20 protein-coding genes are annotated in these 21,515 nt (G+C 61.8%); 13 read left to right on the top strand and 7 right to left on the bottom strand.

The features are described from left to right. The first annotated feature begins 45 nt into the window (after positions 1–45). Entirely contained in the window at positions 46–1,044 is a 999-nt protein-coding gene (locus ACQZ6F_RS13745) for an NAD(P)H-quinone oxidoreductase (RefSeq protein WP_449093647.1), read from the top strand. Here the strand turns inward: ACQZ6F_RS13745 and ACQZ6F_RS13750 are convergent. After that, complete coding sequence (locus tag ACQZ6F_RS13750) at positions 1,025–2,449, bottom strand: MFS transporter (protein WP_449093646.1); 1,425 nt, start codon at positions 2,447–2,449, stop codon at positions 1,025–1,027. The two genes, ACQZ6F_RS13745 and ACQZ6F_RS13750, sit on opposite strands and share 20 nt — an antisense overlap. A gap of 100 nt (positions 2,450–2,549) precedes the next feature. Here ACQZ6F_RS13750 and ACQZ6F_RS13755 point away from each other — a divergent pair, with 100 nt between their 5' ends. Continuing rightward, positions 2,550–3,176, top strand: a complete 627-nt coding sequence (locus ACQZ6F_RS13755) for a helix-turn-helix transcriptional regulator (protein WP_449093645.1) — start codon at positions 2,550–2,552, stop codon at positions 3,174–3,176. Between the two features lie 102 nt (positions 3,177–3,278). Then, a complete protein-coding gene (locus ACQZ6F_RS13760) occupies positions 3,279–4,286 on the top strand; it encodes an asparaginase (RefSeq protein ID WP_449093644.1) in 1,008 nt (335 codons plus the stop codon). 9 nt (positions 4,287–4,295) lie between these two features. On the opposite strand, the gene ACQZ6F_RS13765 is transcribed toward ACQZ6F_RS13760, so the two are convergent. Next, the gene (locus ACQZ6F_RS13765) at positions 4,296–4,775 is read right to left on the bottom strand and encodes a DUF2127 domain-containing protein (RefSeq protein WP_449093643.1); all 480 of its coding nucleotides are present in this window, start codon (positions 4,773–4,775) and stop codon (positions 4,296–4,298) included. Between the two features lie 168 nt (positions 4,776–4,943). After that, complete coding sequence (locus ACQZ6F_RS13770; protein ID WP_449093642.1) at positions 4,944–5,699, bottom strand: DeoR/GlpR family DNA-binding transcription regulator; 756 nt, start codon at positions 5,697–5,699, stop codon at positions 4,944–4,946. 125 nt (positions 5,700–5,824) lie between these two features. Here ACQZ6F_RS13770 and ACQZ6F_RS13775 point away from each other — a divergent pair, with 125 nt between their 5' ends. Further along, on the top strand, positions 5,825–6,181 hold the full coding sequence (locus tag ACQZ6F_RS13775; RefSeq protein WP_449093641.1) for a DUF4406 domain-containing protein: 357 nt from the start codon (positions 5,825–5,827) through the stop codon (positions 6,179–6,181). 151 nt (positions 6,182–6,332) lie between these two features. Further along, entirely contained in the window at positions 6,333–6,953 is a 621-nt protein-coding gene (locus tag ACQZ6F_RS13780; protein WP_449093640.1) for a glutathione S-transferase family protein, read from the top strand. Here ACQZ6F_RS13780 and ACQZ6F_RS13785 read toward each other — a convergent pair whose 3' ends face one another. Both ACQZ6F_RS13785 and ACQZ6F_RS13790 read right to left on the bottom strand, forming a co-directional pair. Further along, positions 6,954–7,316: an MmcQ/YjbR family DNA-binding protein gene (locus tag ACQZ6F_RS13785; RefSeq protein ID WP_174070731.1), complete on the bottom strand. Its 363-nt coding sequence runs from the start codon at positions 7,314–7,316 to the stop codon at positions 6,954–6,956. It lies immediately after the preceding gene. Positions 7,317–7,343: 27 nt separating this feature from the next. After that, positions 7,344–7,529 (bottom strand): hypothetical protein, encoded by a 186-nt coding sequence (locus ACQZ6F_RS13790; protein WP_077471205.1) that lies wholly within the window; start codon positions 7,527–7,529, stop codon positions 7,344–7,346. A 148-nt stretch (positions 7,530–7,677) separates the two neighbouring features. On the opposite strand from ACQZ6F_RS13790, the gene ACQZ6F_RS13795 reads away from it, so the two are divergent. Then, a complete protein-coding gene (locus tag ACQZ6F_RS13795; protein ID WP_449093639.1) occupies positions 7,678–8,574 on the top strand; it encodes a LysR substrate-binding domain-containing protein in 897 nt (298 codons plus the stop codon). 8 nt (positions 8,575–8,582) lie between these two features. On the opposite strand, the gene ACQZ6F_RS13800 is transcribed toward ACQZ6F_RS13795, so the two are convergent. Continuing rightward, positions 8,583–9,242, bottom strand: a complete 660-nt coding sequence (locus tag ACQZ6F_RS13800; protein ID WP_449093638.1) for a glutathione S-transferase family protein — start codon at positions 9,240–9,242, stop codon at positions 8,583–8,585. A gap of 454 nt (positions 9,243–9,696) precedes the next feature. On the opposite strand from ACQZ6F_RS13800, the gene ACQZ6F_RS13805 reads away from it, so the two are divergent. The 7 genes from ACQZ6F_RS13805 to ACQZ6F_RS13835 all read left to right on the top strand — a co-directional run bounded on the left by ACQZ6F_RS13805 (position 9,697) and on the right by ACQZ6F_RS13835 (position 20,127). After that, complete coding sequence (locus ACQZ6F_RS13805; protein WP_449093711.1) at positions 9,697–13,188, top strand: indolepyruvate ferredoxin oxidoreductase family protein; 3,492 nt, start codon at positions 9,697–9,699, stop codon at positions 13,186–13,188. 88 nt (positions 13,189–13,276) lie between these two features. Beyond that, a complete protein-coding gene (locus ACQZ6F_RS13810) occupies positions 13,277–14,440 on the top strand; it encodes an isovaleryl-CoA dehydrogenase (RefSeq protein WP_449093637.1) in 1,164 nt (387 codons plus the stop codon). 36 nt (positions 14,441–14,476) lie between these two features. After that, positions 14,477–16,084, top strand: a complete 1,608-nt coding sequence (locus ACQZ6F_RS13815; RefSeq protein ID WP_449093636.1) for a carboxyl transferase domain-containing protein — start codon at positions 14,477–14,479, stop codon at positions 16,082–16,084. A 10-nt stretch (positions 16,085–16,094) separates the two neighbouring features. After that, positions 16,095–16,478, top strand: coding sequence for a RidA family protein (locus ACQZ6F_RS13820; RefSeq protein WP_077471200.1), 384 nt, complete (start codon positions 16,095–16,097; stop codon positions 16,476–16,478). A gap of 9 nt (positions 16,479–16,487) precedes the next feature. After that, positions 16,488–18,476 carry an acetyl-CoA carboxylase biotin carboxylase subunit gene (locus ACQZ6F_RS13825; protein WP_449093635.1) on the top strand — a complete coding sequence of 663 codons (1,989 nt, stop codon included), beginning with the start codon at positions 16,488–16,490 and terminating at the stop codon, positions 18,474–18,476. Further along, a complete protein-coding gene (locus tag ACQZ6F_RS13830; RefSeq protein ID WP_077471198.1) occupies positions 18,473–19,342 on the top strand; it encodes a hydroxymethylglutaryl-CoA lyase in 870 nt (289 codons plus the stop codon). Before ACQZ6F_RS13825 ends, ACQZ6F_RS13830 begins: the two co-directional genes overlap by 4 nt. Continuing rightward, a complete protein-coding gene (locus ACQZ6F_RS13835; RefSeq protein WP_449093634.1) occupies positions 19,339–20,127 on the top strand; it encodes a crotonase/enoyl-CoA hydratase family protein in 789 nt (262 codons plus the stop codon). Before ACQZ6F_RS13830 ends, ACQZ6F_RS13835 begins: the two co-directional genes overlap by 4 nt. Here the strand turns inward: ACQZ6F_RS13835 and ACQZ6F_RS13840 are convergent. Next, entirely contained in the window at positions 20,124–21,494 is a 1,371-nt protein-coding gene (locus ACQZ6F_RS13840) for a TIGR03808 family TAT-translocated repetitive protein (RefSeq protein ID WP_449093633.1), read from the bottom strand. The genes ACQZ6F_RS13835 and ACQZ6F_RS13840 overlap by 4 nt on opposite strands. Between the last annotated feature and the right edge of the window lie 21 nt (positions 21,495–21,515).

Consider the following 21,515-nt stretch of genomic DNA (forward strand, 5'->3'; position numbering starts at 1 on the left):
GCGCTAAACTATCTCCATTGCTTCGTTGGGAGAGGAGATTGGCCCATGCCCTTGCCGTCTGAAATGCGTTTCGTGGACTTGCCGTCCTTTGGTGGCCCCGAGGTCATGACCATCGCCCGCAAGCCTCTGCCCGTTCTGAAGCCCGGCGAAATCCTCGTTCGGGTCGAGGCCGCCGGCGTCAATCGACCTGATGTGGCACAGCGGCAGGGTATCTATCCGCCCCCTAAGGAAGCAAGCCCCATCCTGGGTCTCGAAATCGCCGGCGAGGTTGTCGACGTCGCTCCCGGCGTCAGGGAATTCGCCATCGGCAACAAGGTCTGCGGCCTTGCCAATGGCGGTGGCTATGCTGAGTATTGCGTGCTGCCCGCCGGTCAGGCGCTTCGTTTTCCGAACGGCTATGATGCCGTGCGCGCTGCGGCAGTTCCCGAAACCTTCTTCACCGTCTGGGCCAATCTCTTTCAGATGGCCGGCCTGACCGAAGGCGAAAGCGTGCTGATCCATGGCGGTTCCAGCGGCATCGGCACGACGGCGATCCAGCTTGCCCATGCTTTCGGTGCGACCGTCTATACGACCGCCGGCTCGAAGGAGAAGTGCGAGGCTTGCGAAAAGCTCGGAGCCAAGCGGGCCATTAATTACAGGCAAGAGGATTTCGCCGAGGTCATCAAGGCCGAGACGGATCACGGCGTCGATATTATCCTCGACATGATCGGTGCAGCCTATCTGGAGAAGAATCTCGCTTCGCTTGCCCGCGACGGATGCCTCTCGATCATCGCCTTCCTTGGCGGTGCGGTGGCGGAAAAAGCCAATCTGCAGCCGATCATGGTAAAACGCCTGACGGTGACCGGCTCGACCATGCGGCCGCGTACGGCGGAAGAAAAGCGCGCCATTCGCGACGATCTTCTGTCGCAGGTCTGGCCGCTGCTTGACGAGGGCACGGTTGCCCCCGTCATTCACAAGGTATTTTCCTTTGACGATGTGGTCGAGGCGCACCGGTTGATGGAAACCAGCGACCACATCGGCAAGATCATGCTGAAGCTGGCCTGATCGTGAAGGACAGGATGATAGCGACGCCGCCGGGCACGGCCATCAGGGCATAGAGCCAGGTGGCGGCCGAGATGCCGCCGGCAATACCGCCGGGATGGGTCAGGCCTGCGCTGTTGACGATGACGCCGGTAAGTGCTGCGCCGAATGCGCCGCCCAGCGACTGAACCATCGAGATGGCGGCCGATGCCTTGTCCTGCTCTGTCTTTCTGGCGATGCTGATGATCCTGGTTATCAGATGCGCCCATCCCAAGCCGACACCGAAGCCCATCAGGAACATGGCGATAACGGCCGGTGCAAAGTGCAGGAGATCGGCTGAGGAAGCAGTTGTCGCAAGGAGCGGGACCAGCGATGCCGTGGCGGCAGTTTCCAGGATACAGCCGGTTATGATGGCAATGGCCGCCTGCCGCCCTGAAAACGAGGCGCTGAAGAAAGCCCCGATCGTCCAGCCCAGCGCCACCAGCGCGACGAGATAGCCCGAGACGAGAGGCGTGACGCCGTGAAGCGTCTGCAGGAAGTACGGGATGTAGATGTCGCTCGTCAGCACCAGCATCAGCGTGAACATCGTCAGATAGAGCCGCGAGAGCGGGTTGGCGAGCATGACAGTGCCATAGGGGAACAGCCTGATGCCGTCCTTCCGCTCGACGACCACCATCGCTGCGACGAGTGCGATGGAAATTGCGATCAGCGCGATCTTGTAGGATCCGTGCTCGATCGTGCCGGCGATGCTGACGAACAGGACCGCCGTCAGCAAAAGCACGATCTGGACGAGGGGCGTTCTGGTATCGATCCGATCGTCGGCGACATTAGGTAGCAACCAGCGTGCTGAAAGCGCCATCAGCACGGCGAGCGGCACCAGGACGATGAAGGCCTCGCGCCAGGCGCCTCCGGCAGCGAAGAGGCCACCGAGCGTCGGCCCGAGCACCGTCGCCACACCCCAGATGGCGGCATAAAGGGTGGAGGCTCTGCGCCACAAGGGTTCGGGATAGGCGAAGCGGATGAAGGCATAGGCAAGGCCTGACAGCATGCCGGCGCCATAGCCCTGAACAGCTCGGCCGACCAGCAACACGGGCATGGTCGGGGCGATGGCGCAGGCAAGGCTGCCACCGCCAAAGACGAGTGCCGCTGTAATATAGACGGTGCGCAGACCCATGCCCTTCGGCCGGGTTGCGACCGTGATCGAGCCGAGCACGCCGGCGGCGACGAACAGCGTCGTCATCCATGAGAACAGTTCAAGGCCGCCAATGTCCCGGACGATCGAGGGGGCGATCGTGGCGGTGATGTAGGATTCGACGGCATAAAGCGTGACGCCGCCGCCGAGCATCAGCGTTGCAGGCAGAAGCTTCGGCGAAAACAGCGTGAAGAGACTGGCGGATTTAAGAGGGGCGGTATTTTCGATGCTTGACATCGGATGATCCTCGGCATTTTCCCTAGCGGTTGATTATTTTCCAAGTTATAGGTTGGAAAATTGCACGGCTGTAGGATTAAAACAAGAGACAACTTGGAAAATGCGTCAATCACCGATCAATCGAATTCTGATCCTGTTGAAAACCGAGGGGCCGCAGCTGGCATCGGCCCTCGGCGATGCGCTCGGCATATCCTCGGAGGCGGCTCGCCAGCGGCTGGCGAAGATGGCGGAGGAAGGGCTGGTCGAGCCCGTGACAGCAGCGGCGTCGGGCAGGGGCAGGCCGAAGCAGCTCTGGCATTTGACCGCCGCCGGCAACGGGCAGTTTCCGGATGGTCATGCGGACCTGACCGCAACGCTGCTGTCGACCATGGTCAGCCAATTGGGGCAGGGCGCTGTCGATGCCGTCATCTCTGCTCGCGAAACGGACATGCTGCGGCGCTACCGCAGCGAGATCGATGTTGCGGCCGATCTGCCGTCGCGCGTCGCAGGCCTCGCAGCCATCCGCACGCAGGAAGGCTATATGGCCGATCACTGGCAGGAGGAGGATGGCTCGCTCATGCTGGTGGAAAACCATTGCCCCATTTGCTCCGCTGCCTGCGCTTGCTCCGGTTTCTGCCGGTCGGAACTCGAGACGTTTCGCGTGATCCTCGGTGCGCAGGTCGAGCGCGAAGAACACATCCTGCTTGGGGCAAGACGCTGCGCCTACAGGATCCGCACAGTCGCCTGAATGGTCGTACTTTTACGGCTGCAGGGAGATGATCGGAGATTGGCAATGCCGGGGGTAGCCGCTATCACTGGCCATCCAGCAAATCAAAGGCCGCATCCCATCATGTCCAATCCCGTCTGCGTCGAAGTCACCCGTGGTGCCCTGGTCGAAAGCCGCCATCGCGGTTCCGTCGTTGCGGTAGACGGCGATGGAAAGCTGGTCTTTTCCGTCGGCGATATCGAACGGGCCGTGTTCCCGCGTTCTGCCTGCAAGGCGATGCAGGCCCTGCCGTTGGTCGAAAGCGGCGCTGCGGACGCTTATGGCTTCGGCAAGAGGGAGTTGGCGCTCGCCTGTTCGTCCCATAATGGCGAGGATGAGCACGTTGCGCTCGCCGCCTCGATGCTGGCGCGCGCCGACCGTGATGTCGGCACGCTCGAATGCGGCGCGCACTGGTCGTCGGATCTGAAAACCGTCATTCATCAGGCGCGCACCATCGATAAGCCCACGGCGCTGCACAATAATTGCTCGGGCAAGCATGCGGGCTTCGTCTGCGCCTGCAGCCATCAGGGCATCGATCCCAAGGGCTATGTCGGCTACGACCATCCGCTGCAGCAGCAGATCCGTGACACCATGCAGAGCCTGACCGGTGCCGCTCTCGGCCACGATAATTGCGGCACGGACGGCTGTTCGATCCCGACCTATGCCGTGCCGCTCAAGGGGTTGGCGCATGGCTTTGCCAGGATGGCGACCGGTGTCGGTCTTGAGCCTTCGCGCGCCAAAGCGTCACGCCGCTTGTTCGAGGCCTGCATGGCCGAGCCGTTCTATGTCGCCGGCACTGATCGCGCCTGCACCAAGCTGATGCAGATCTCCCCCGGCCGCATCTTCGCCAAGACAGGTGCCGAAGGCGTATTTTGCGCCACGATCCCTGAGCAGGGCATCGCCATCGCGGTCAAATGCGATGACGGCAATAGCCGCGCCGCCGAAGTCATGGTGGCGACGGCGCTGGCCCGTTTCTTTGAAAAGAACGGCGAGGTTCATGCGGGTCTGATGGCCATGGCCAACCGAGCGTTCAAGAACTGGAACGGCATCCACGTTGGTGATATCAGGCCGACGGCTGCGTTGACGGCTTAGAGCTTCGCTTCAACGTTTGGCCGGCATATGTTGTCGAACGATCCTGTATTCGTGCCAGATCAGCAGCATGACCACGGCGTCGAAGACAGTGAGGATGATCAATCCAATGCCGTGCGTGTCGGTGAAGCGGTAAAGCTGGTAGGCGATGAAAAGCGCCAAGGCCACCAGCGATGCCGGATAGGCCCACATCTTGCCTCTGAGCAGGCCGATGACCAGCAGCACCTTCACCAGCCCGTGGCTCAACAGGTAGTAGGCATAGAAGTTCTTCGTGCCGACAGAGAAATCCTGCGCCCAGGCAAGCAGGTGCGTGGCAATGAAATCATTGGGATCGTTGAGGAGTTCAGGCTGCGTGATCCTGTTTGCCAGCTGGAGGATCGATTCGGTACTGACAAGGGCGAGAATGATGCCGCCGATGCATTCGATCAGGGCATGGGCCCCTTTCAACAGGACGCTGATTTCGAAGAACTGGTGAATTCGACGCTCGTTCATATGTGATCGTAACCTTGCATAACGCCTCAAGCCGGCTTGATCGGCGATCACCATCGAACAGACCGATATCAGCCCGTCATAAGACCCGTCTTCGACCGGATCATGGTCGCCGCGCAATGTAAATCCCAATGCGGCATCTTGTTCCAGCTGTGAACGACGGGTCTGATGTCAGGCGAGGAGGATTGGCACCTCGATTGCCTGATAGGGCGCAAGGCTATCCTCGGAGATATCGGCGGGCACGATCAGGCCGGAAATGCCAGCCATCGGCAGGATTTGGCAGGGAGAGGCCGCATCCAGCTTTTCACCCGTCGCCAGCACATAGGTTTCCGCCGAGCATTGCGCGATATGCCGCTTGATGGCCGCTTCCTCGAAATCGCCCGTTGAACCGCCGCGGGCAGGATGGATGGCGGTAACGCCGAGAAAGAACATATCCGGCCTTATGGATGAGATCGCCGCCATGGCCGCAGCACCCGTTGCCACCATCGAATGCTTATAGAGCTTGCCGCCGATCAGGATCACTTCGGCAGTCGAATGATGTTCCAGTTCGCCAGCGATCGTCGGGCTGTGGGTGACGATGGTGACGGGCAGATCCTTGGGCAGATGCCGGATAATCTCGGCATTGGTGGTGCCGCCGTCGAGAAAGACGGTCTGGCCAGGGCGAACCATCTTGGCCGCATAGGCGCCGAGCCGGCGCTTCTCGTCGGAGGAAACGCCCTGCCGTGTCGAAAAATCCGGCAATTCCGGCGAGAGCGGCAGGGCGCCACCATGCACCCTCTTTAGCAGCTTTTCCCCGGCCATTTCCCGCAAATCTCGGCGGATCGTGTCCTCGGAGAGCGCGAGCTCGTCGGCCAATGCTTTGGCAATCACCTGGCCGTCCCGGCGCAACCTGTCGAGGATGAGGGCTTTTCGTTGGCTGGTGAGCATGCCGATCTCTGCACGTTATTTCGTGAATAATCATGAATCTATCAGAATCGATTCGACAATCAAGAAAATATGCGCATATTCGTGCAAATTCCTGCAACAAGCAGGAGGATAAATGGAGACATGACATGTTGATCTTGATCGCCGGGCCCTATCGCTCCGGCACCGGGGATGATCCCGTAAAAATGGCCGAGAACCTCAAGCGGCTGGAGGCGCCGTCCCATGCCTTGTTCAAGGCCGGGCATCTGCCGATGATCGGCGAATGGGTTGCCTTGCCGGTCTGGCATGCCGCCGGCGGCAAGAGCATCGGCGATGATCTCTACGAGGAGATTTTTCATCCAACCGCTGGCCGACTTCTGCAGCTTTGCGAGGGCGTGTTGAGATTGCCGGGCGATTCCAAGGGGGCGGACAATGATGTCCGCATCGCCCGCGAGCGCGGCATTCCCGTCTGGCACAGATTGGAAGACGTGCCCGGCTGCGCATAAGCACCGCGCCCATCCTCGTGATCGGATATCATGGGGATGGGCATTGCAGCCTGATCGATCAAAACCTTTTGTAGCGGCCATCAACGCCAGCCACTTCCGTATTTACCTCGTTGCCTTTAGCTTTCCGCGGAGTCGAACCGAGGAAATGAACATGCTGAAGCTCTACTTCGCGCCCGGAAGCTGCGCGCTCGCCAGTTTGATCGCCCTGGAAGAGTCGGGTCTTGCCTACGAGCCCGGACGCCTGAACCTTGCCAACGGAGATCAGCGCCAGCCGGATTATCTCGCCATCAACCCCAAGGGGCGAGTGCCGGCACTGGTAACCGACAAGGGCGTCATCACCGAGAATATCGCGATCATGACCTATATCGCCCAGATCGCGCCGGCTGCCAAACTGGCGCCGCTCGACGATCCCTTCGAATTCGCGCAGTTGCAGTCCTTCAACAGCTACATCGCCTCGACGGTTCATATCAACCATTCCCACAAGGGGCGTGGCTATCGCTGGACCGACGATGCGGCGGCCATCGAGACGATGAAGGCCAAGGTGCCGCAGACCATGGCCGAAAGCTTTGCCTTGATCGAAGAAAGGATGCTGAAGGGGCCGTGGGTGATGGGCGAGCAATATACCATTGCCGACGGCTATCTCTTCACCATGGAAAGCTGGCTGCCGGGAGACGGCGTCGATCGCGACCGTTTCGCCAAGGTCAGCGCCCACTATGCCCGTATGCTTGAACGCCCGGCCGTTCAGAAGGCGCTTGCTGTCGAGAAGGGTTGATCACATCTGCCGGAATGCCGCCTGCAGCTTCTTTGGGGCACGGTATCGCCACGCCTCGACCAGGCGCTGCTGCAGTTCCTCGTCGCCGATCGCGGTGATGCGCAAGGGCAGGGACGGCCAGCCGATATAGTGATCGGTCTGGAAGTAGATCTCCGGCGCCATCTCCATCAACTGCTCCTTGCGGTCGATGGGGATGGCCAGCACGATGGTCTCGTTGTTCTTGACCGTGACGAACGCCTTGCCGCCGACTTTCAGCGCCGGCAGGCCATAATGCGTACCATGCTCGACGCCGGGTAGCTTAGCCTGCGTGACAAGCTGCTGTAGACGGGCAGCGATGCCATTCATGTCGATGGTTGCGGTCATGCTCGTGCCGGGGATATGGGGTCTCTCTTATGCGCATTCTTCCGGCTGAGCGGTGCGCTTGTCCATAGGGCGCCCCAGATTTTCCGGCATCAGCGGCAGATCGGCCAGTTCTTCGAGCGACATGGCGGCAAGCGCCGGGTGCCGCAGCGGGTCGCTGTCGGACTCGCGCTCGTCTTCCATTAGGTGGCTAAAGAAAAGCTTCAGTATCGACATGGCATGCCTCCTTGTATCTCCGCATCGATGCAACCGTGAGGGCATCAGTCGGCTGGCGGTGGCAGGTTTTAATTCCACGCTGCAATAATCGCGCGAATTATCGCGCGATGCAATTGAGAATGATGGGATGCTGATATAGATATTCTATATGAAGAATCTCAACAGCGTTCATCTCAATGGCCTTCGCGCCGTCGAGGCGGTCGGCAGGCTCGGCTCCTTGCAGGCCGCTGCCGATGAGCTTGGCGTCACGATCGGGGCCGTCAGCCAGCAGGTCATCAAGGCGGAGGCACAGCTTGGCCGACCGCTGTTCGAGCGTACGCCCAAGGGCATGATTGTCACGGAGGCGGGCATTGCCGTACTGGCGCGTCTCGGCGAAGCCTTCCAGGCCATGTCGGCCGCCGTCGCGCTCGCACAGCATCGGGACGACAATATTCTCACCATTTCGGTGGCGCCCGTATTGGCAGCTCGCTGGCTCGTCCACCGGCTCGATCGTTTCGCCAGCCGACATCCGGATATTCGCCTTCGCATCGACGCGACGACGCAGCTGGTCAATCCTGCAACATCGGATGTCGATATCGGTATCCGTGTGGGCACCGGGCGCTGGCCGGGCGTCAAATCCGAGCTGCTGCTGGCGCAGGAGATTTTTCCCGTGGTCACGCCGCAGATCGCGGCAACGCTTCGCGAGCCGGCCGATCTATTGAAGGTGCCCGCCGTCATCGACGGGCATGCGATGTTCACCTGGGATGTCTGGCTCCGCGCGGCCGGCCTGCCCGGACGCTGCATGGAGGAGCGGCATGTTTTCAATGACGCGTCGCTCTGTCTCGACGCTGCCATGTCCGGTCAGGGCGTGATGCTCGCCTGGCAGACGCTGGCGGCTTACGCGCTGCAGCAGAAATGCCTCGTCGATCCCTTCGGCATTCGCGCCAAGACGGGCTTCGGCCATTATTTCATCACGGCCGAAGGTGCGCGCGAGGCCAAGAAGGTGACGGCCTTCAAGGCCTGGATTCGCGAGGAGATGGAAGAGAGCATGCGTATCTTCCAATAGCAGAGCGCTCAGATCGGTTCTTTGCCGCGCGTTGCCTGCATGGCCTTGTAGGCGTCGCGCGCCTGGCAGCGTTCGATCCAGGCTTTCACCTGCGGATGGCTGTCGAAAATGTCCTGTTCCGTCTGTGCGTAGCGCAGCACTTCCGCGAGGTTGAGATCAGCAGCGGTGAAGCGGCCGCCGATGAGATAATCCTGCCCTTGCAGGTGCTTTTCCAGCACATCCAGCGGCCTCTTCAACGAACGGCAGGCAACCGCGATCCCTGCCTTTCCAGGCTCGCTATTCTCCTTGGCATTGTCATAGATGCGGACGATTGCGACGCTGTGCGGCTCGACCTCGGTCGCGGCCCACATGGTCCACATCGCCATCAGCCCTTCTTCCTCGACCGTCTGGCCGGCGAGCGGCCCGCCATTTTTGCGGGCAAGATAGAGATTGATGGCAAGCGATTCATGCATGATGAGATCGCCGTCCTTGATGCATGGGATCATGCCCATCGGGTTGATGGCCAGAAACTCCGGCGACAGCGTGTTGATCGGCGCATCGGCGGCCAGCGGATTGGCGAGCCGGCTTCCCTGCATGACCGGCACGGACTTGAATTCGATCCCGAGCTCCTCTGCCATCCAGTAGTTGCGTGAGGCGCGCGAGCGATAGACGCCATAGATCGTCAGCATGTCAGTCTCCGAAGTTTGTGAGTCGCCAGGACGTTATGCGTGGGTCCGGTCAAACGGAAGAGACTTCCGTTGATATCTGCGATCAAAGCTTTTGATGCGCGGTGAGCTGCGGGGACCGCCCCGTCCTTCGAGACATTTCTCCGCTGCGCTCCGAAATGCGCCTCAGGATGAGGCGGGGCTGGCTTGTCGGTCTGCGGTGAGATGCACCGGGACATGACGGTAAGCCGCAAGAGATCAGCCCTCACCCTGAGGAGGCCCGCAGGGCCATCTCGAAGGGCGAGGGCGGGTGGCGGCGAGCACGAAATATCCGCAGGCCGCCCAAAATCTTTGCAAATCATGCGGCCGATGCCACGCCTTCGTTCGGAAATTAGCGTCGTCGCATGTTACCGTCTAATCTCGGGTTTGTCGGATGCGGTAGGAGGTATCCGGCGAAACAGCGCAATTGGTGACTGCGATCTCGGGAGGAGAGCAGATGCTGGCAACCAGCGTTTCGCTAGATGATAAATATACCGCAGAAGAAGGCCGTGTTTTCATGACCGGCCTGCAGACGCTGGTGCGGCTGCCCATGACCCAGATGCGGCGGGATCGCGCCGCCGGTCTCAACACCGCAGCCTTCATTTCGGGTTACCGCGGCTCACCTCTCGGCGGCTACGACCAGCAGCTCCTGAAAGCCCAGACCTATCTCGACGCGCACGACGTCACCTTTCAGCCCGGCATCAACGAAGACCTTGCGGCCACCGCTATCTGGGGCACGCAGCAGGTCGGCCTTTCCCCCGGCGTCCGCAAGGATGGGGTGCTCGGCATCTGGTATGGCAAGGGCCCCGGCGTCGACCGCTCAGGCGACGTGCTGAAACACGCCAACGCCGCTGGAACCTCAAGGCATGGCGGCGTCCTCTGTTTTGCCGGCGACGATCATTCCGCCAAATCCTCGACCATTCCGCACCAGACCGATCACGAGTTCATGTCGGCGGTCATGCCGGTTATCTATCCCTCGTCTATCCACGAATTCCTCGAATACGGCCTGCTTGGCATCGCCATGTCGCGCTATTCCGGCTGCTGGGTCGGCATGAAGTTCATTGCCGACACGGTCGAGACGACGGCCGCGGTCGATCTCTCGGGCGAAAAGCGGCAATTCATCTTGCCAACTGATTTCGAGCTGCCGCCCGGTGGCCTCAACCTGCGCTGGCCCGATCCGCCACTGATGCAGGACGATCGCCTGCAGAATTACAAGGCCTACGCCGCCATCGCCTTTGCCCGCGCCAATCGCGTCGACGAAGTGACCCACGATGTGCCCAATGCCCGCTTCGGCATCATCTCCTCCGGCAAGGCCTATGAGGACGTGCTGCAGGCACTGCGCGAACTGGAAATCGGCCCGCAGGAAATGGCTGCGATCGGCTTGCGCATCCTGAAGATCCGCATGCCCTGGCCACTGGAGCCGGAGATTGTGCGGCATTTCTCCGAAGGGCTGGACGAGGTTCTCGTCGTCGAGGAGCGGCGCGAGATCATCGAGAACCAGATCAAGCAGCAGCTGTTCAACTGGCGCGCCGATGTCCGCCCGCGCATCGTCGGCAAGTTCGATGAGCACGACAACCCCTATCTCAGCCTCTCGTCAGCGTTGACGGTCGGTGCCGTCGCCAGAGCCATTGCCGGGCGCATAATCAAGCTCGATCTCGATCGGGGCCTGCATGATCGCATTGCCAACAAGCTTGCCTATCTTGCAGAGCGCGGCCAGATCAGCCGCAGCCATGTCGCGCCGCTGAACCGCACGCCGTTCTTCTGCTCCGGCTGTCCGCACAATATGTCCACCCGCGTTCCTGAAGGCAGCCGCGCCGCCGCAGGAATCGGTTGCCACTACATGGTCACCTGGATGGATCGCAACACCGAGACCTTCACCCAGATGGGCGGAGAAGGCGTGCCGTGGACGGCGATCGCGCGCTACACCGACGAAAAGCACATGTTCGTCAATCTCGGTGACGGCACCTATTTCCATTCGGGCATTCTCGCAGTCCGCCAGTCCGTCGCCGCCAAGGTCAACGTCACCTACAAGCTGCTCTACAATGACGCCGTCGCCATGACCGGCGGCCAGCAGATCGACGGCCATCTGACGCCGCAACTGGTGACCAAGCAGCTGCATGGCGAGGGCGTCAAGCCGATCTACCTGCTGTCGGATAATCCCGATGCCTATCGCGCCTCGGAGCTGGCGCCGGGCGTCAAGGTTCTGCATCGCGACCATATCGACCAGGTGATGCTGACGCTGCGCGACACCGAGGGCTGTTCGGCGATCGTCTATGTTCAGACCTGTGCGGCCGAGAAGCGCCGTCGCCGCAGTCGCGGCCTGATGGAAGATCCGGCCAAGCGCGTCTTCATCAACAAGGCAGTCTGCGAAGGATGCGGCGATTGCTCGGTGCAGTCCAACTGCATCTCAATCGAGCCGCTGGAGACCGAGTTCGGCCGCAAGCGCCAGATCAACCAGTCGAGCTGCAACAAGGATTTCTCCTGCGTCAAAGGCTTCTGCCCGTCCTTCGTGACGGTACATGGCGGCAAGCGCCGCAAGCGCAAGGCGCTGGATCATGCAAATATCGCAGTGCCCTTGCCGGAAATCCCCGTCATCGACAATCGCCCCTGGAATATCGCCATTGCCGGCGTCGGCGGCACCGGCATCCTGACGGTCGGGGCCATTCTCGGCATGGCAGCGCATCTCGATGGCAAGGTGCCGATGATCCTCGATATGGCAGGCCTCGCGCAAAAGGGCGGTGCCGTCATGAGCCATCTGCGCATCGGCCTCAACCAGGCCGATGTCACCTCGTCGCGCATCGTCAATGGCGGCGCTGACCTGCTGTTGTCGGCCGATGACGTGGTGGGGGCGTCCAAGGATGCGATCACGCTCTGCTCGTCGGTGCGCACCACGGCCATCGTCAATACCGGCCTGATGCCGGTCGCCGATTTTGTCCGCAATCGTGATTTCGATTTCAAGGCCGGCTCGGTGCAGCACGCGATCGCCAAGACGGTGAGCGACAAATCCGTATTCCTCGATTTCAACCATGTCGCTACCGAAGTCACCGGCGACGCCATGTCGACCAATATTTTGCTCACCGGCTTTGCCTGGCAGCGTGGCTTGCTGCCGCTGTCGCTCGAGGCGATTGAGAAGGCGATCGAGCTCAATGGCGTTGCCGTCAAGGCCAGCCTCTCCGCCTTTCATTGGGGCAGGCTTCTGGCGCATGATCCACAAGCCGTGCATGGCATGTTGGTCAAGCCGGATGTCGGCAAGACGCTGGCGGACATGAGCCTTGATGAACTCATTACGCATCGCAAGGCGCATTTGGCGGCCTATCAGGATGCAGCCCTTGCCGATCGCTACGCCGCCTTCGTCGCCCATGCCAACGCCTTGGCCATCAAGGAACGCCTTTCCGACAAGGTGCCTTTTGCCGTTGCCGTCACCTATGCGCGCGTGCTTGCCTACAAGGACGAATACGAAGTCGCCCGCCTTTTGACCGATCCGGCCTTCCAGGCGCATCTGCACGAGGAGATGGACGGCGATTTCAGGATTGCCTTCAATCTTGCGCCGCCCATGATTGGAGGCAAGGATCCGAACGGTCGACCAAAGAAGCGCGAATTCGGTGCCTGGATCCTGCCGCTTCTGCGCATGCTGGCACCGATGAAACGCCTGCGCGCCACGGCGCTCGATCCCTTCGGCTATATGGCCGAGCGGCGTGGAGAGCGCAGGCTGATTGCCGAATATGAGGCGGTCGCAGGCCGTGTGCTTGCCGGCCTGCGCAACGACAACGAGGCGGAAGCCCTTGCCATCCTCTCATTGTTCGATGAGATAAGAGGCTTCGGTCCGGTCAAGGAGGAGGCTGCCCGAAAGGTCATGGCTGGCATTGCCGAAAAGCTGCAGGCCTATGAGGCGCCGCGGGAGCAAAAGCATATCTCGGCCGATGCGGCCTGACGCGACTGCGGCGGAAACTTGAAGCAGATACAACGAGACATACGTTCTGAAAGATGGGACGTTCGAGGAAGTCGGGAGGAGACACCGGATGTTTGAAGGGGGACTGAACTTCGCGCTGGGTGAAGAGATCGACGCGCTGCGCGAGCAGGTGCGCCGGTTTGCCGACCGCCGTATCGCGCCGTTTGCCGACGAGATCGATCGCAACAACAGTTTCCCGATGCATCTTTGGCGGGAAATGGGGGATCTCGGTCTGCTCGGCATCACCGCCGGTGACGCCTATGGCGGCGCGGGCCTCGGCTATCTCGCCCATACCGTCGCCATGGAGGAGATCAGCCGCGCTTCGGCCTCCGTCGGCCTCAGCTACGGCGCCCATTCCAACCTCTGCGTCAACCAGATTAACCGCAACGGCACGACGGCGCAGAAGGAGCGCTATCTGCCAAAGCTGATTTCGGGCGAGCATGTCGGCGCGCTGGCCATGTCCGAGCCGGGCTCGGGCTCCGACGTGGTATCGATGAAGCTGCATGCGGAAAAGCGCGGACATCGCTACGTGCTGAATGGCAGCAAGATGTGGATCACCAACGGCCCGGACGCCGATGTTCTCGTCGTCTACGCGAAGACGTCCCCGGATGCCGGGCCGCGAGGGATCACCGCCTTTCTCGTCGAGAAGGGGTTCCCCGGCTTTTCCGTCGGCCAGAAGCTCGACAAGCTCGGCATGCGCGGCTCGAACACTTCCGAGCTGATCTTCCTCGATTGCGAAGTGCCGGAGGAAAATGTGCTCGGCCAGGTCGATGGCGGTGTCCGTGTGCTGATGTCGGGCCTCGATTATGAGCGCGTCGTCCTGTCGGGCGGTCCCGTCGGCATCATGGCGGCCTGCATGGATGTGGTGCTGCCCTATCTGCATGAGCGCAAGCAGTTCGGCCAGTCGATCGGCGAGTTCCAGCTGATGCAAGGCAAGCTCGCCGATATGTACGTGACCATGAACGCCTCGCGCGCCTATGTCTACGCGGTTGCCGCCGCCTGCGATCGCGGTGAGACGACCCGCAAGGATGCAGCCGGCTGCATTCTCTATTCGGCCGAAAAGGCGACGGCGTTGGCGCTCGAATGCATCCAGGCGCTCGGTGGCAACGGCTATACCAATGATTATCCCGCCGGACGGCTGCTGCGTGACGCCAAGCTCTACGAGATCGGCGCCGGCACTTCGGAAATCCGGCGTATGCTGATCGGCCGTGAGTTGTTCGCCGAAACTGCCTGACATCGAAATGCCACTCCTATCAATCGGTAAAGCCGCATGACTGTCCTGAAATCAGAGATATCGACGCATACGGATCGCTTCCGCGATAATCGCGCCGCCATGCTGGAGGCGATCGGCGTCGCGGAAGCTGCGGCCCTGCAGGCGGCGGAAGGTGGCGGGGCACAGTCGCGTGAGCGCCATGTCAGCCGCGGCAAGATGCTGCCGCGTGATCGGGTGATGGGGCTGATCGATCCGGCAACGCCGTTTCTGGAGATTGGCACGACCGCAGCCCATGGCTTGTACGGCGGCGATGCACCAGGTGCCGGTCTGATCGCCGGCGTGGGCCGGGTTTCCGGCCGCGATTGCATGATCGTTTGCAACGATGCCACAGTTAAAGGCGGCACTTACTATCCCGTCACCGTGAAGAAGCATCTGCGGGCGCAGGAGATTGCGGCGGAAAACAATCTGCCCTGCATCTATCTCGTCGATTCCGGCGGCGCCAACCTGCCGAACCAAGACGAGGTCTTTCCCGACCGTGATCATTTCGGTCGCATCTTCTATAATCAGGCCAATATGTCGGCGGCCGGTATTCCGCAGATCGCTGTCGTCATGGGCTCCTGCACGGCCGGCGGCGCCTATGTGCCGGCCATGTCGGACGAGACCATCATTGTCGAAGGGCAGGGGACGATCTTTCTCGCCGGTCCGCCGCTCGTCAAGGCCGCAACCGGCGAAGTGGTTTCGGCCGAAGATCTCGGCGGCGGCGATGTGCACACGCGCCTTTCCGGCGTTGCTGACCATCTGGCGCGCGACGATGCCCATGCACTCGCTTTGGCGCGGCAGGCCGTCGCCAATCTCAATCGCCGCAAGCCCGAGAGTGTCGAGCTGCGCGCGCCCGAGCCACCACTTTACGATCCGGAAGAAATCCTCGGCATCATCCCCTCCGATCTGCGAACGCCCTATGACGTGCGTGAGGTGATCGCCCGCACGGTCGACGGCTCGCGTTTCGATGAATTCAAGGCGCGCTATGGCACGACGCTGGTCTGCGGCTTTGCCCATATCCACGGTATTCCCGTGGGGATCATCGCCAATAATGGCGTGCTCTTCTCGGAATCGGCGCTGAAAGGCGCGCATTTCGTCGAGCTATGCTCGCAGCGCAAGATCCCGCTCATTTTCCTGCAGAACATCACCGGCTTCATGGTCGGCCGCAAATACGAGACCGAGGGCATCGCCAAGAACGGCGCCAAGCTGGTGACGGCGGTTGCCACCACCAAGGTGCCGAAGATCACCATGCTGATCGGCGGCTCCTTCGGCGCCGGCAATTACGGCATGGCCGGCCGCGCCTATTCGCCCCGTTTCCTCTGGACCTGGCCCAACAGCCGCATCTCCGTCATGGGCGGGGAGCAGGCGGCCGGTGTGTTGGCGACGGTGCGTGGCGAGGCGCTGGCGCGCGCCGGCAAGCCCTGGACGAAAGAGGAGGAGGCCGCTTTCAAGGCGCCGACGCTGAAGATGTTCGAAACCCAGAGCCACCCGCTCTATGCCTCGGCCCGGCTTTGGGACGATGGTATCATCGACCCGCGCAAGAGCCGCGATGTGTTGGCGTTGTCGCTCTCTGCTGCGCTCAATGCGCCGATCGAAGACACACGCTTCGGCCTGTTCAGAATGTGAGGAGATCGAGATGAAACGCGATGCCATCAATGCCAAGAATGCGCCTCAGCCGCGCGGGGGCTACGCTCAGGCGGTGAAGCTCGAGAATTTCGAGAAACTGCTGTTTGTCAGCGGCCAGATCCCGATGACATCGGACGATAAGCTTCCCGAGGGCTTCCAGGCACAAGCCCGCCAGGCCTGGCTGAATGTCGACGCCCAGTTGAAGGCCGCGGGCATGAGCAAGGCCGATATCGTCAAGGTGACGGTCTTTCTTGCCGATCGTCAGCACACCATGGAGAACCGCGAGATCCGCGCGGAATATCTGGGCGCGCTTACACCGGCCATGACTGTCGTGATTGCGGGCATTTTCGACACCGCCTGGCTGCTCGAGGTCGAGGTTATCGCTGCGCAATAGGATTCCTAGATGTTTTCGAAGATACTGATCGCCAATCGCGGAGAAATTGCCTGCCGAATCATCCGGACGGCAAGGGGGCTGGGTGTCCGCACGGTCGCCGTCTATTCGGATGCCGATATCGATGCGATGCATGTGGCGCTCGCCGACGAGGCTATCCATATCGGCGCGGCGGCGGCCAGCGAAAGCTATCTTTCAAAAGATGAGATCATCGCGGCGGCTCAGAGGGCCGGCGCGCAAGCCATTCACCCTGGCTATGGCTTCCTGTCGGAAAATGCTGGTTTTGCCGAGGCGGTCGAGAAGGCCGGGCTGGTCTTCATTGGCCCGTCGCCGGCCTCGATCCGGGCGATGGGCTTGAAGGATGCGGCCAAGGCGCTGATGGAGCGTGCCGGCGTGCCGGTCGTTCCCGGCTATCATGGTGAGGGACAAGAGCCGGGCTTTCTGGCCGAGCAGGCTGATGGCATCGGCTTTCCAGTCCTGATCAAGGCGCGGGCGGGCGGTGGCGGCAAGGGCATGCGCCGCGTCGATCGGCCAGAGGATTTTCCGAGTGCACTGGAAGCGGCGCAGCGCGAAGCCAAATCGGCCTTCGGTGACGAGGCCGTGCTGATCGAGAAATATCTGGTCCAGCCCCGCCACATCGAAATCCAGGTTTTTGGCGATAGTCAGGGCAATGTCGTGCATCTCTTCGAACGCGATTGTTCGCTGCAGCGCCGGCACCAGAAGGTGATCGAGGAGGCGCCGGCGCCCGGCATGACGCAGGAGATGCGCAGCGCCATGGGCGAGGCGGCCGTTCGCGCCGCCCGCGCCATAGACTATCGCGGCGCAGGTACGGTCGAGTTCATCGCCGATGTCTCAGATGGCCTGTCACCGGATCGCTTCTTCTTCATGGAGATGAACACCCGCCTGCAGGTCGAGCATCCCGTCACCGAGGCGATCGCCGGCGTCGATCTGGTCGAATGGCAATTGCGTGTTGCCAACGGCGAGCCGTTGCCGAAGACGCAGGACGAGCTCGTCATAAACGGCTGGGCCTTCGAAGCTCGCATCTATGCCGAGGATCCATCGCGCGGCTTCCTGCCTGCAACCGGCACGCTCTCGCATCTCCGCTTTCCCGAAGGCAATGTCCGCATCGATGCCGGCGTGCGCGAGGGTGACAGCATCACCCCGCATTATGATCCGTTGATCGCCAAGCTGACGGTCCATGCCGCGGACCGTCCGGCTGCGCTCGCCAAACTGACGCAGGCGCTGCAGCAGACGCAGGTGGCCGGCACCACCACAAACCTCGATTTCCTCACCCGCCTCAGCCAGCAGCCGGATTTCGTCGTGGGCCGTCCGGATACGGGGCTGATCGATCGGGAGGCGGAGGCTCTGACGTCTGCGCAACCGCCCGACGATGCAGCGCTGGCTATCGCCGCCATTGCCGAAGCGGGAGGCTTTACTCGGCTTGAGGGCACCGATCCGGGGTTTGCTCTTGGCGCCTGGCAGATCTGGGGCGAAATGAGCCGGCCCGTGACGCTGCATTTCGGCGGCGGCCAGGCAAATTGCCGTGTTACTGCAAAGGGCCGGGAGCTTTTCAGTGTCGCTTTCGAGGGTCGCACCATTCCCGTGCGTCTCCTGATGCAGGGCGATGATACCCATCGCGTCGAGATCGATGGCCGGCAGTCGAGCGTCGATATTTTTGAGGCATCGCATGGTATGACGCTGTTCCTCGACGGGCGCACGCATCATTTCCATCGCCTCGATCCGCTCGATGGCGGAGAAGAGGCATCGGCGGGCGGTGACCGGCTGATCGCCCCGATGCCGGGTCTCGTCAAGATTGTCCGCGTCCGTGAGGGCGATGTGGTGACCAAGGGGCAGGCGTTGATCGTCATGGAAGCCATGAAGATGGAGCTGACGCTGACGGCTATGCGCGACGGCATCGTCGAGAGCCTGCATGTCGGCGAGGGTGACCAGACGAGCGAGAGCGCCGTGCTTCTGTCGCTACGGCCGGAGGATGCGGCATGATGGAAGATCTGCCCAACCATGTCACGATCGTTGAAATGGCCCCGCGCGACGGCCTGCAGAACGAAAAGCAGCTGATCGATACCGCGAGAAAGATCGAGCTGGTCGATCTGCTCTCCGATTGCGGCTTCGGCCGCATCGAAGTCACCAGCTTCGTCAGCCCGAAATGGGTGCCGCAGCTTGCTGACGCCGCTGCCGTCATGGCCGGCATCGCGCGCAGGCCGGGTATCCGCTATGCGGCGCTGACACCCAATATGCAGGGCTTCGAGGCGGCAATTGCTGCGGATGCCGATGAAATAGCGATCTTCGCCTCTGCGTCCGAAACCTTCTCGATGCGCAACATCAATTGCTCGATAGCCGAGAGTATCGAGCGCTTCCGGCCGGTGGCGGCCGCGAGCCGTGATCGTGGCGTTCCTCTACGCGGCTATGTCAGCTGCGTCGTCGAATGCCCTTATGAAGGCGCCGTGCCTCCGGAGAATGTCGTGAGTGTAGCCTGGCAGCTGCGGGCGCTCGGTTGCTATGAAGTCAGCCTCGGCGACACGATCGGCAAGGGCACGCCGGAGGCTGTCGACCGGATGCTGGCTGCTGTTCTGGGGGAGCTTCCGGCTACGGCGTTTGCCGGCCATTTTCATGACACGTCGGGGCGGGCGCTCGACAATATTGCCGTCGCGCTCGAGCGCGGTTTGCGCGTGTTCGACGCCTCGGCCGGCGGGCTTGGCGGCTGCCCTTTTGCGCCCGGCGCAAAGGGCAATGTCGATACCGTCGCGGTCCATGAATATCTGACGGCACGCGGCTACGAGACCGGCCTTGACGAGGAGAAACTCGCCCGCGCCGCCGCTTTTGCCCGCAGCCTCAGGAGTGCCTCATGACACCGCAAACGATCCGTATCGCCACCGATGAACGCGGTGTCGCTCGCCTCACTCTGGCACGTCCGGAAAAGCATAATGCTCTTTCGGCCGATATGATTGACGAGTTGACGGCTGCAGCCCGCGATCTTGGCAATGACAAGGCAGTCCGGGTCGTGGTCCTTGCCGGTGAGGGCGCCAGTTTCTGCGCCGGCGGCGATCTCGGCTGGATGCGCGCCCAGTTCGACGCAACGCGCGACGGGCGCATGATCGAGGCGCGGCGGCTAGCCATGCTGTTCAAGGCGCTGAACGAATTGCCCAAGCCGCTTGTCGCGCATGTCCATGGCAATGCCTTCGGCGGCGGCATTGGCATCTTGAGTGTCTGCGACATGGTGATATCAGCCACCACGGCACGCTTCGGCCTGACGGAGGTGCGCCTCGGCATCATCCCCGCCACCATCAGCCCTTACGTCGTTGCCCGAATTGGCGAGGCCAATGCCCGGCCACTCTTTCTTTCGGGCAAGATCATCGATGCCTGGCAGGCGCATGCTGCAGGGTTGCTTTCAAGGGTCGTACCCGAAGAGGCGCTGGATGAGGCTGTCGAGGCGGAAGTCCGCCATTTCCTTGCAGCTTCCCCACAGGCCGCGGCACGTGCCAAGGCGCTCGCCCGCTCGGTCGGTCGGCCGATCACCGATGGCATGATCGATCATGTCGTCGAGCAATTGGCGGATGCCTGGGAAACCGAAGAGGCGAAAGAGGGGGTGACCGCCTTCTTCGAAAAACGGCGACCGAACTGGCTGCAGGCCTAAACCAGCCTGTTGTTCTCGATGCTCAATTGCGGGAACTGCGTGTTCCCCTTGACGAGTTCGTCAGATGCCGGCTTGTCCCAGCGAAAGCCCATGATCGCGCCCTTCTCCATCTCCTGGAAGAGATTGCCCGATATCACGGCCGAGCCGGCGCCATCGGCCACCGAGACGACGCAGCCGATGCCGGCATGGCGGACGATGTTACCTTTAGCGACCACATTGCGGAGATAAGGCCCCCAGCCGAGTTTCAGTCCCCAGAGCGGCGCGTTCTCGATGACATTATCGGCAATCAGCGTGTCGGCTTCGGCCGATATGCCGATGCCGAATCCGCCGTCCTGAGCGTAGGGCGCCGTCAGCGACAGGTTACGGACGATGTTGCCCGTCACGGTGGCGAGGCGGCCGCCCTTGTCGAAATTGGCGACGGCAATGCCGTTGGCCGCACCGTCGATCAGATTGTTGTTGATGGTGGCGCCCACGAATTCGAATTCGCAGAAGATCGCCGTTTCGCCGGAGCGCAGGCATTGATTGCCCGAAATCTGCACGTTCGACGCCGAATTGGCGCGGATCGCGGTGAAGGCGCAATCGGCAATGCGGTTACCGGAAACCAGCACGCCATCGGCGCGAAACACGTTGATGCCATTGCCGTTCTGGCCGGTGCCACCACCATTGGCGCCGATGCGTGCGATGCGATTGTCAGTGACGCTGCTGCCATCCTCAGCCTTGTCCCAGCGATGGATGAGGATGCCGCCATCGCCGCAATCCTCGACGCTATTGCCCGAGACAGTCAGCCCGGTTGACTGGACGGAATAGATGCCGGCTTCGGCAGCGCCCGAGATGCGGCTGCGCTCGATCCGGCCGCCGCAGCGTTCCAGCTGCAGCGCATGCTTGCGGCTGCCGGCAATCACGCAATTGTCGATCAGCACGTCATCGACGCCGGTGAATTGCAGGAGACCGCCGGCATAATCCGCCAGCCAGCGATTGCCGCCATCGAGGACGAGACCGGAAAGCTCGATGCGCCTGGCCTTGTCGGCATTCATCAGATGGCCGTCGCCGCCATAGACAAGGCGCGTTGCGCCGGGAACGCCGGTGATGCGCGTATTGTCGGGGAGCGTCAGGTTCGAGATCGTGAAATTGCCGGGCGGCAGAAGCAGAGGCACGTCGTTGCGCGCGGCGGTGTCGATCATCGCCTGCAGCTTGCCGCTCCTGAGGTCGCTCGTGCCTGGCGTTGCCTTGTAGGCGATGGCATCGATCGGGCCGCGCAGTTCGGCGCCATTCATCTTTGCAAGCGGGGCGGCAAAAATGCGGGGCGCAAACAGGCCAGCCGCCGCGGAAGCGGCGACAGAGGCGATGAACGCGCGGCGCTGGATCATGGCGAACTCCCGAAACATCGA

The organism is Rhizobium sp. A22-96 (assembly GCF_053521805.1).

What these genes read in the sequence shown, in the direction of transcription:
- ACQZ6F_RS13815 (WP_449093636.1), top strand. Translation starts at nt 14,477, where the DNA reads ATGACTGTCCTGAAATCAGAGATATCGACGCATACGGATCGCTTCCGC.
- ACQZ6F_RS13765 (WP_449093643.1), bottom strand. Translation starts at nt 4,775, where the DNA reads ATGAACGAGCGTCGAATTCACCAGTTCTTCGAAATCAGCGTCCTGTTG.
- ACQZ6F_RS13750 (WP_449093646.1), bottom strand. Translation starts at nt 2,449, where the DNA reads ATGTCAAGCATCGAAAATACCGCCCCTCTTAAATCCGCCAGTCTCTTC.
- ACQZ6F_RS13775 (WP_449093641.1), top strand. Translation starts at nt 5,825, where the DNA reads ATGTTGATCTTGATCGCCGGGCCCTATCGCTCCGGCACCGGGGATGAT.
- ACQZ6F_RS13840 (WP_449093633.1), bottom strand. Translation starts at nt 21,494, where the DNA reads ATGATCCAGCGCCGCGCGTTCATCGCCTCTGTCGCCGCTTCCGCGGCG.
- ACQZ6F_RS13785 (WP_174070731.1), bottom strand. Translation starts at nt 7,316, where the DNA reads ATGACCGCAACCATCGACATGAATGGCATCGCTGCCCGTCTACAGCAG.
- ACQZ6F_RS13825 (WP_449093635.1), top strand. Translation starts at nt 16,488, where the DNA reads ATGTTTTCGAAGATACTGATCGCCAATCGCGGAGAAATTGCCTGCCGA.
- ACQZ6F_RS13745 (WP_449093647.1), top strand. Translation starts at nt 46, where the DNA reads ATGCCCTTGCCGTCTGAAATGCGTTTCGTGGACTTGCCGTCCTTTGGT.
- ACQZ6F_RS13800 (WP_449093638.1), bottom strand. Translation starts at nt 9,242, where the DNA reads ATGCTGACGATCTATGGCGTCTATCGCTCGCGCGCCTCACGCAACTAC.
- ACQZ6F_RS13795 (WP_449093639.1), top strand. Translation starts at nt 7,678, where the DNA reads ATGAAGAATCTCAACAGCGTTCATCTCAATGGCCTTCGCGCCGTCGAG.
- ACQZ6F_RS13835 (WP_449093634.1), top strand. Translation starts at nt 19,339, where the DNA reads ATGACACCGCAAACGATCCGTATCGCCACCGATGAACGCGGTGTCGCT.
- ACQZ6F_RS13790 (WP_077471205.1), bottom strand. Translation starts at nt 7,529, where the DNA reads ATGTCGATACTGAAGCTTTTCTTTAGCCACCTAATGGAAGACGAGCGC.
- ACQZ6F_RS13810 (WP_449093637.1), top strand. Translation starts at nt 13,277, where the DNA reads ATGTTTGAAGGGGGACTGAACTTCGCGCTGGGTGAAGAGATCGACGCG.
- ACQZ6F_RS13780 (WP_449093640.1), top strand. Translation starts at nt 6,333, where the DNA reads ATGCTGAAGCTCTACTTCGCGCCCGGAAGCTGCGCGCTCGCCAGTTTG.
- ACQZ6F_RS13760 (WP_449093644.1), top strand. Translation starts at nt 3,279, where the DNA reads ATGTCCAATCCCGTCTGCGTCGAAGTCACCCGTGGTGCCCTGGTCGAA.
- ACQZ6F_RS13755 (WP_449093645.1), top strand. Translation starts at nt 2,550, where the DNA reads ATGCGTCAATCACCGATCAATCGAATTCTGATCCTGTTGAAAACCGAG.
- ACQZ6F_RS13820 (WP_077471200.1), top strand. Translation starts at nt 16,095, where the DNA reads ATGAAACGCGATGCCATCAATGCCAAGAATGCGCCTCAGCCGCGCGGG.
- ACQZ6F_RS13830 (WP_077471198.1), top strand. Translation starts at nt 18,473, where the DNA reads ATGATGGAAGATCTGCCCAACCATGTCACGATCGTTGAAATGGCCCCG.
- ACQZ6F_RS13770 (WP_449093642.1), bottom strand. Translation starts at nt 5,699, where the DNA reads ATGCTCACCAGCCAACGAAAAGCCCTCATCCTCGACAGGTTGCGCCGG.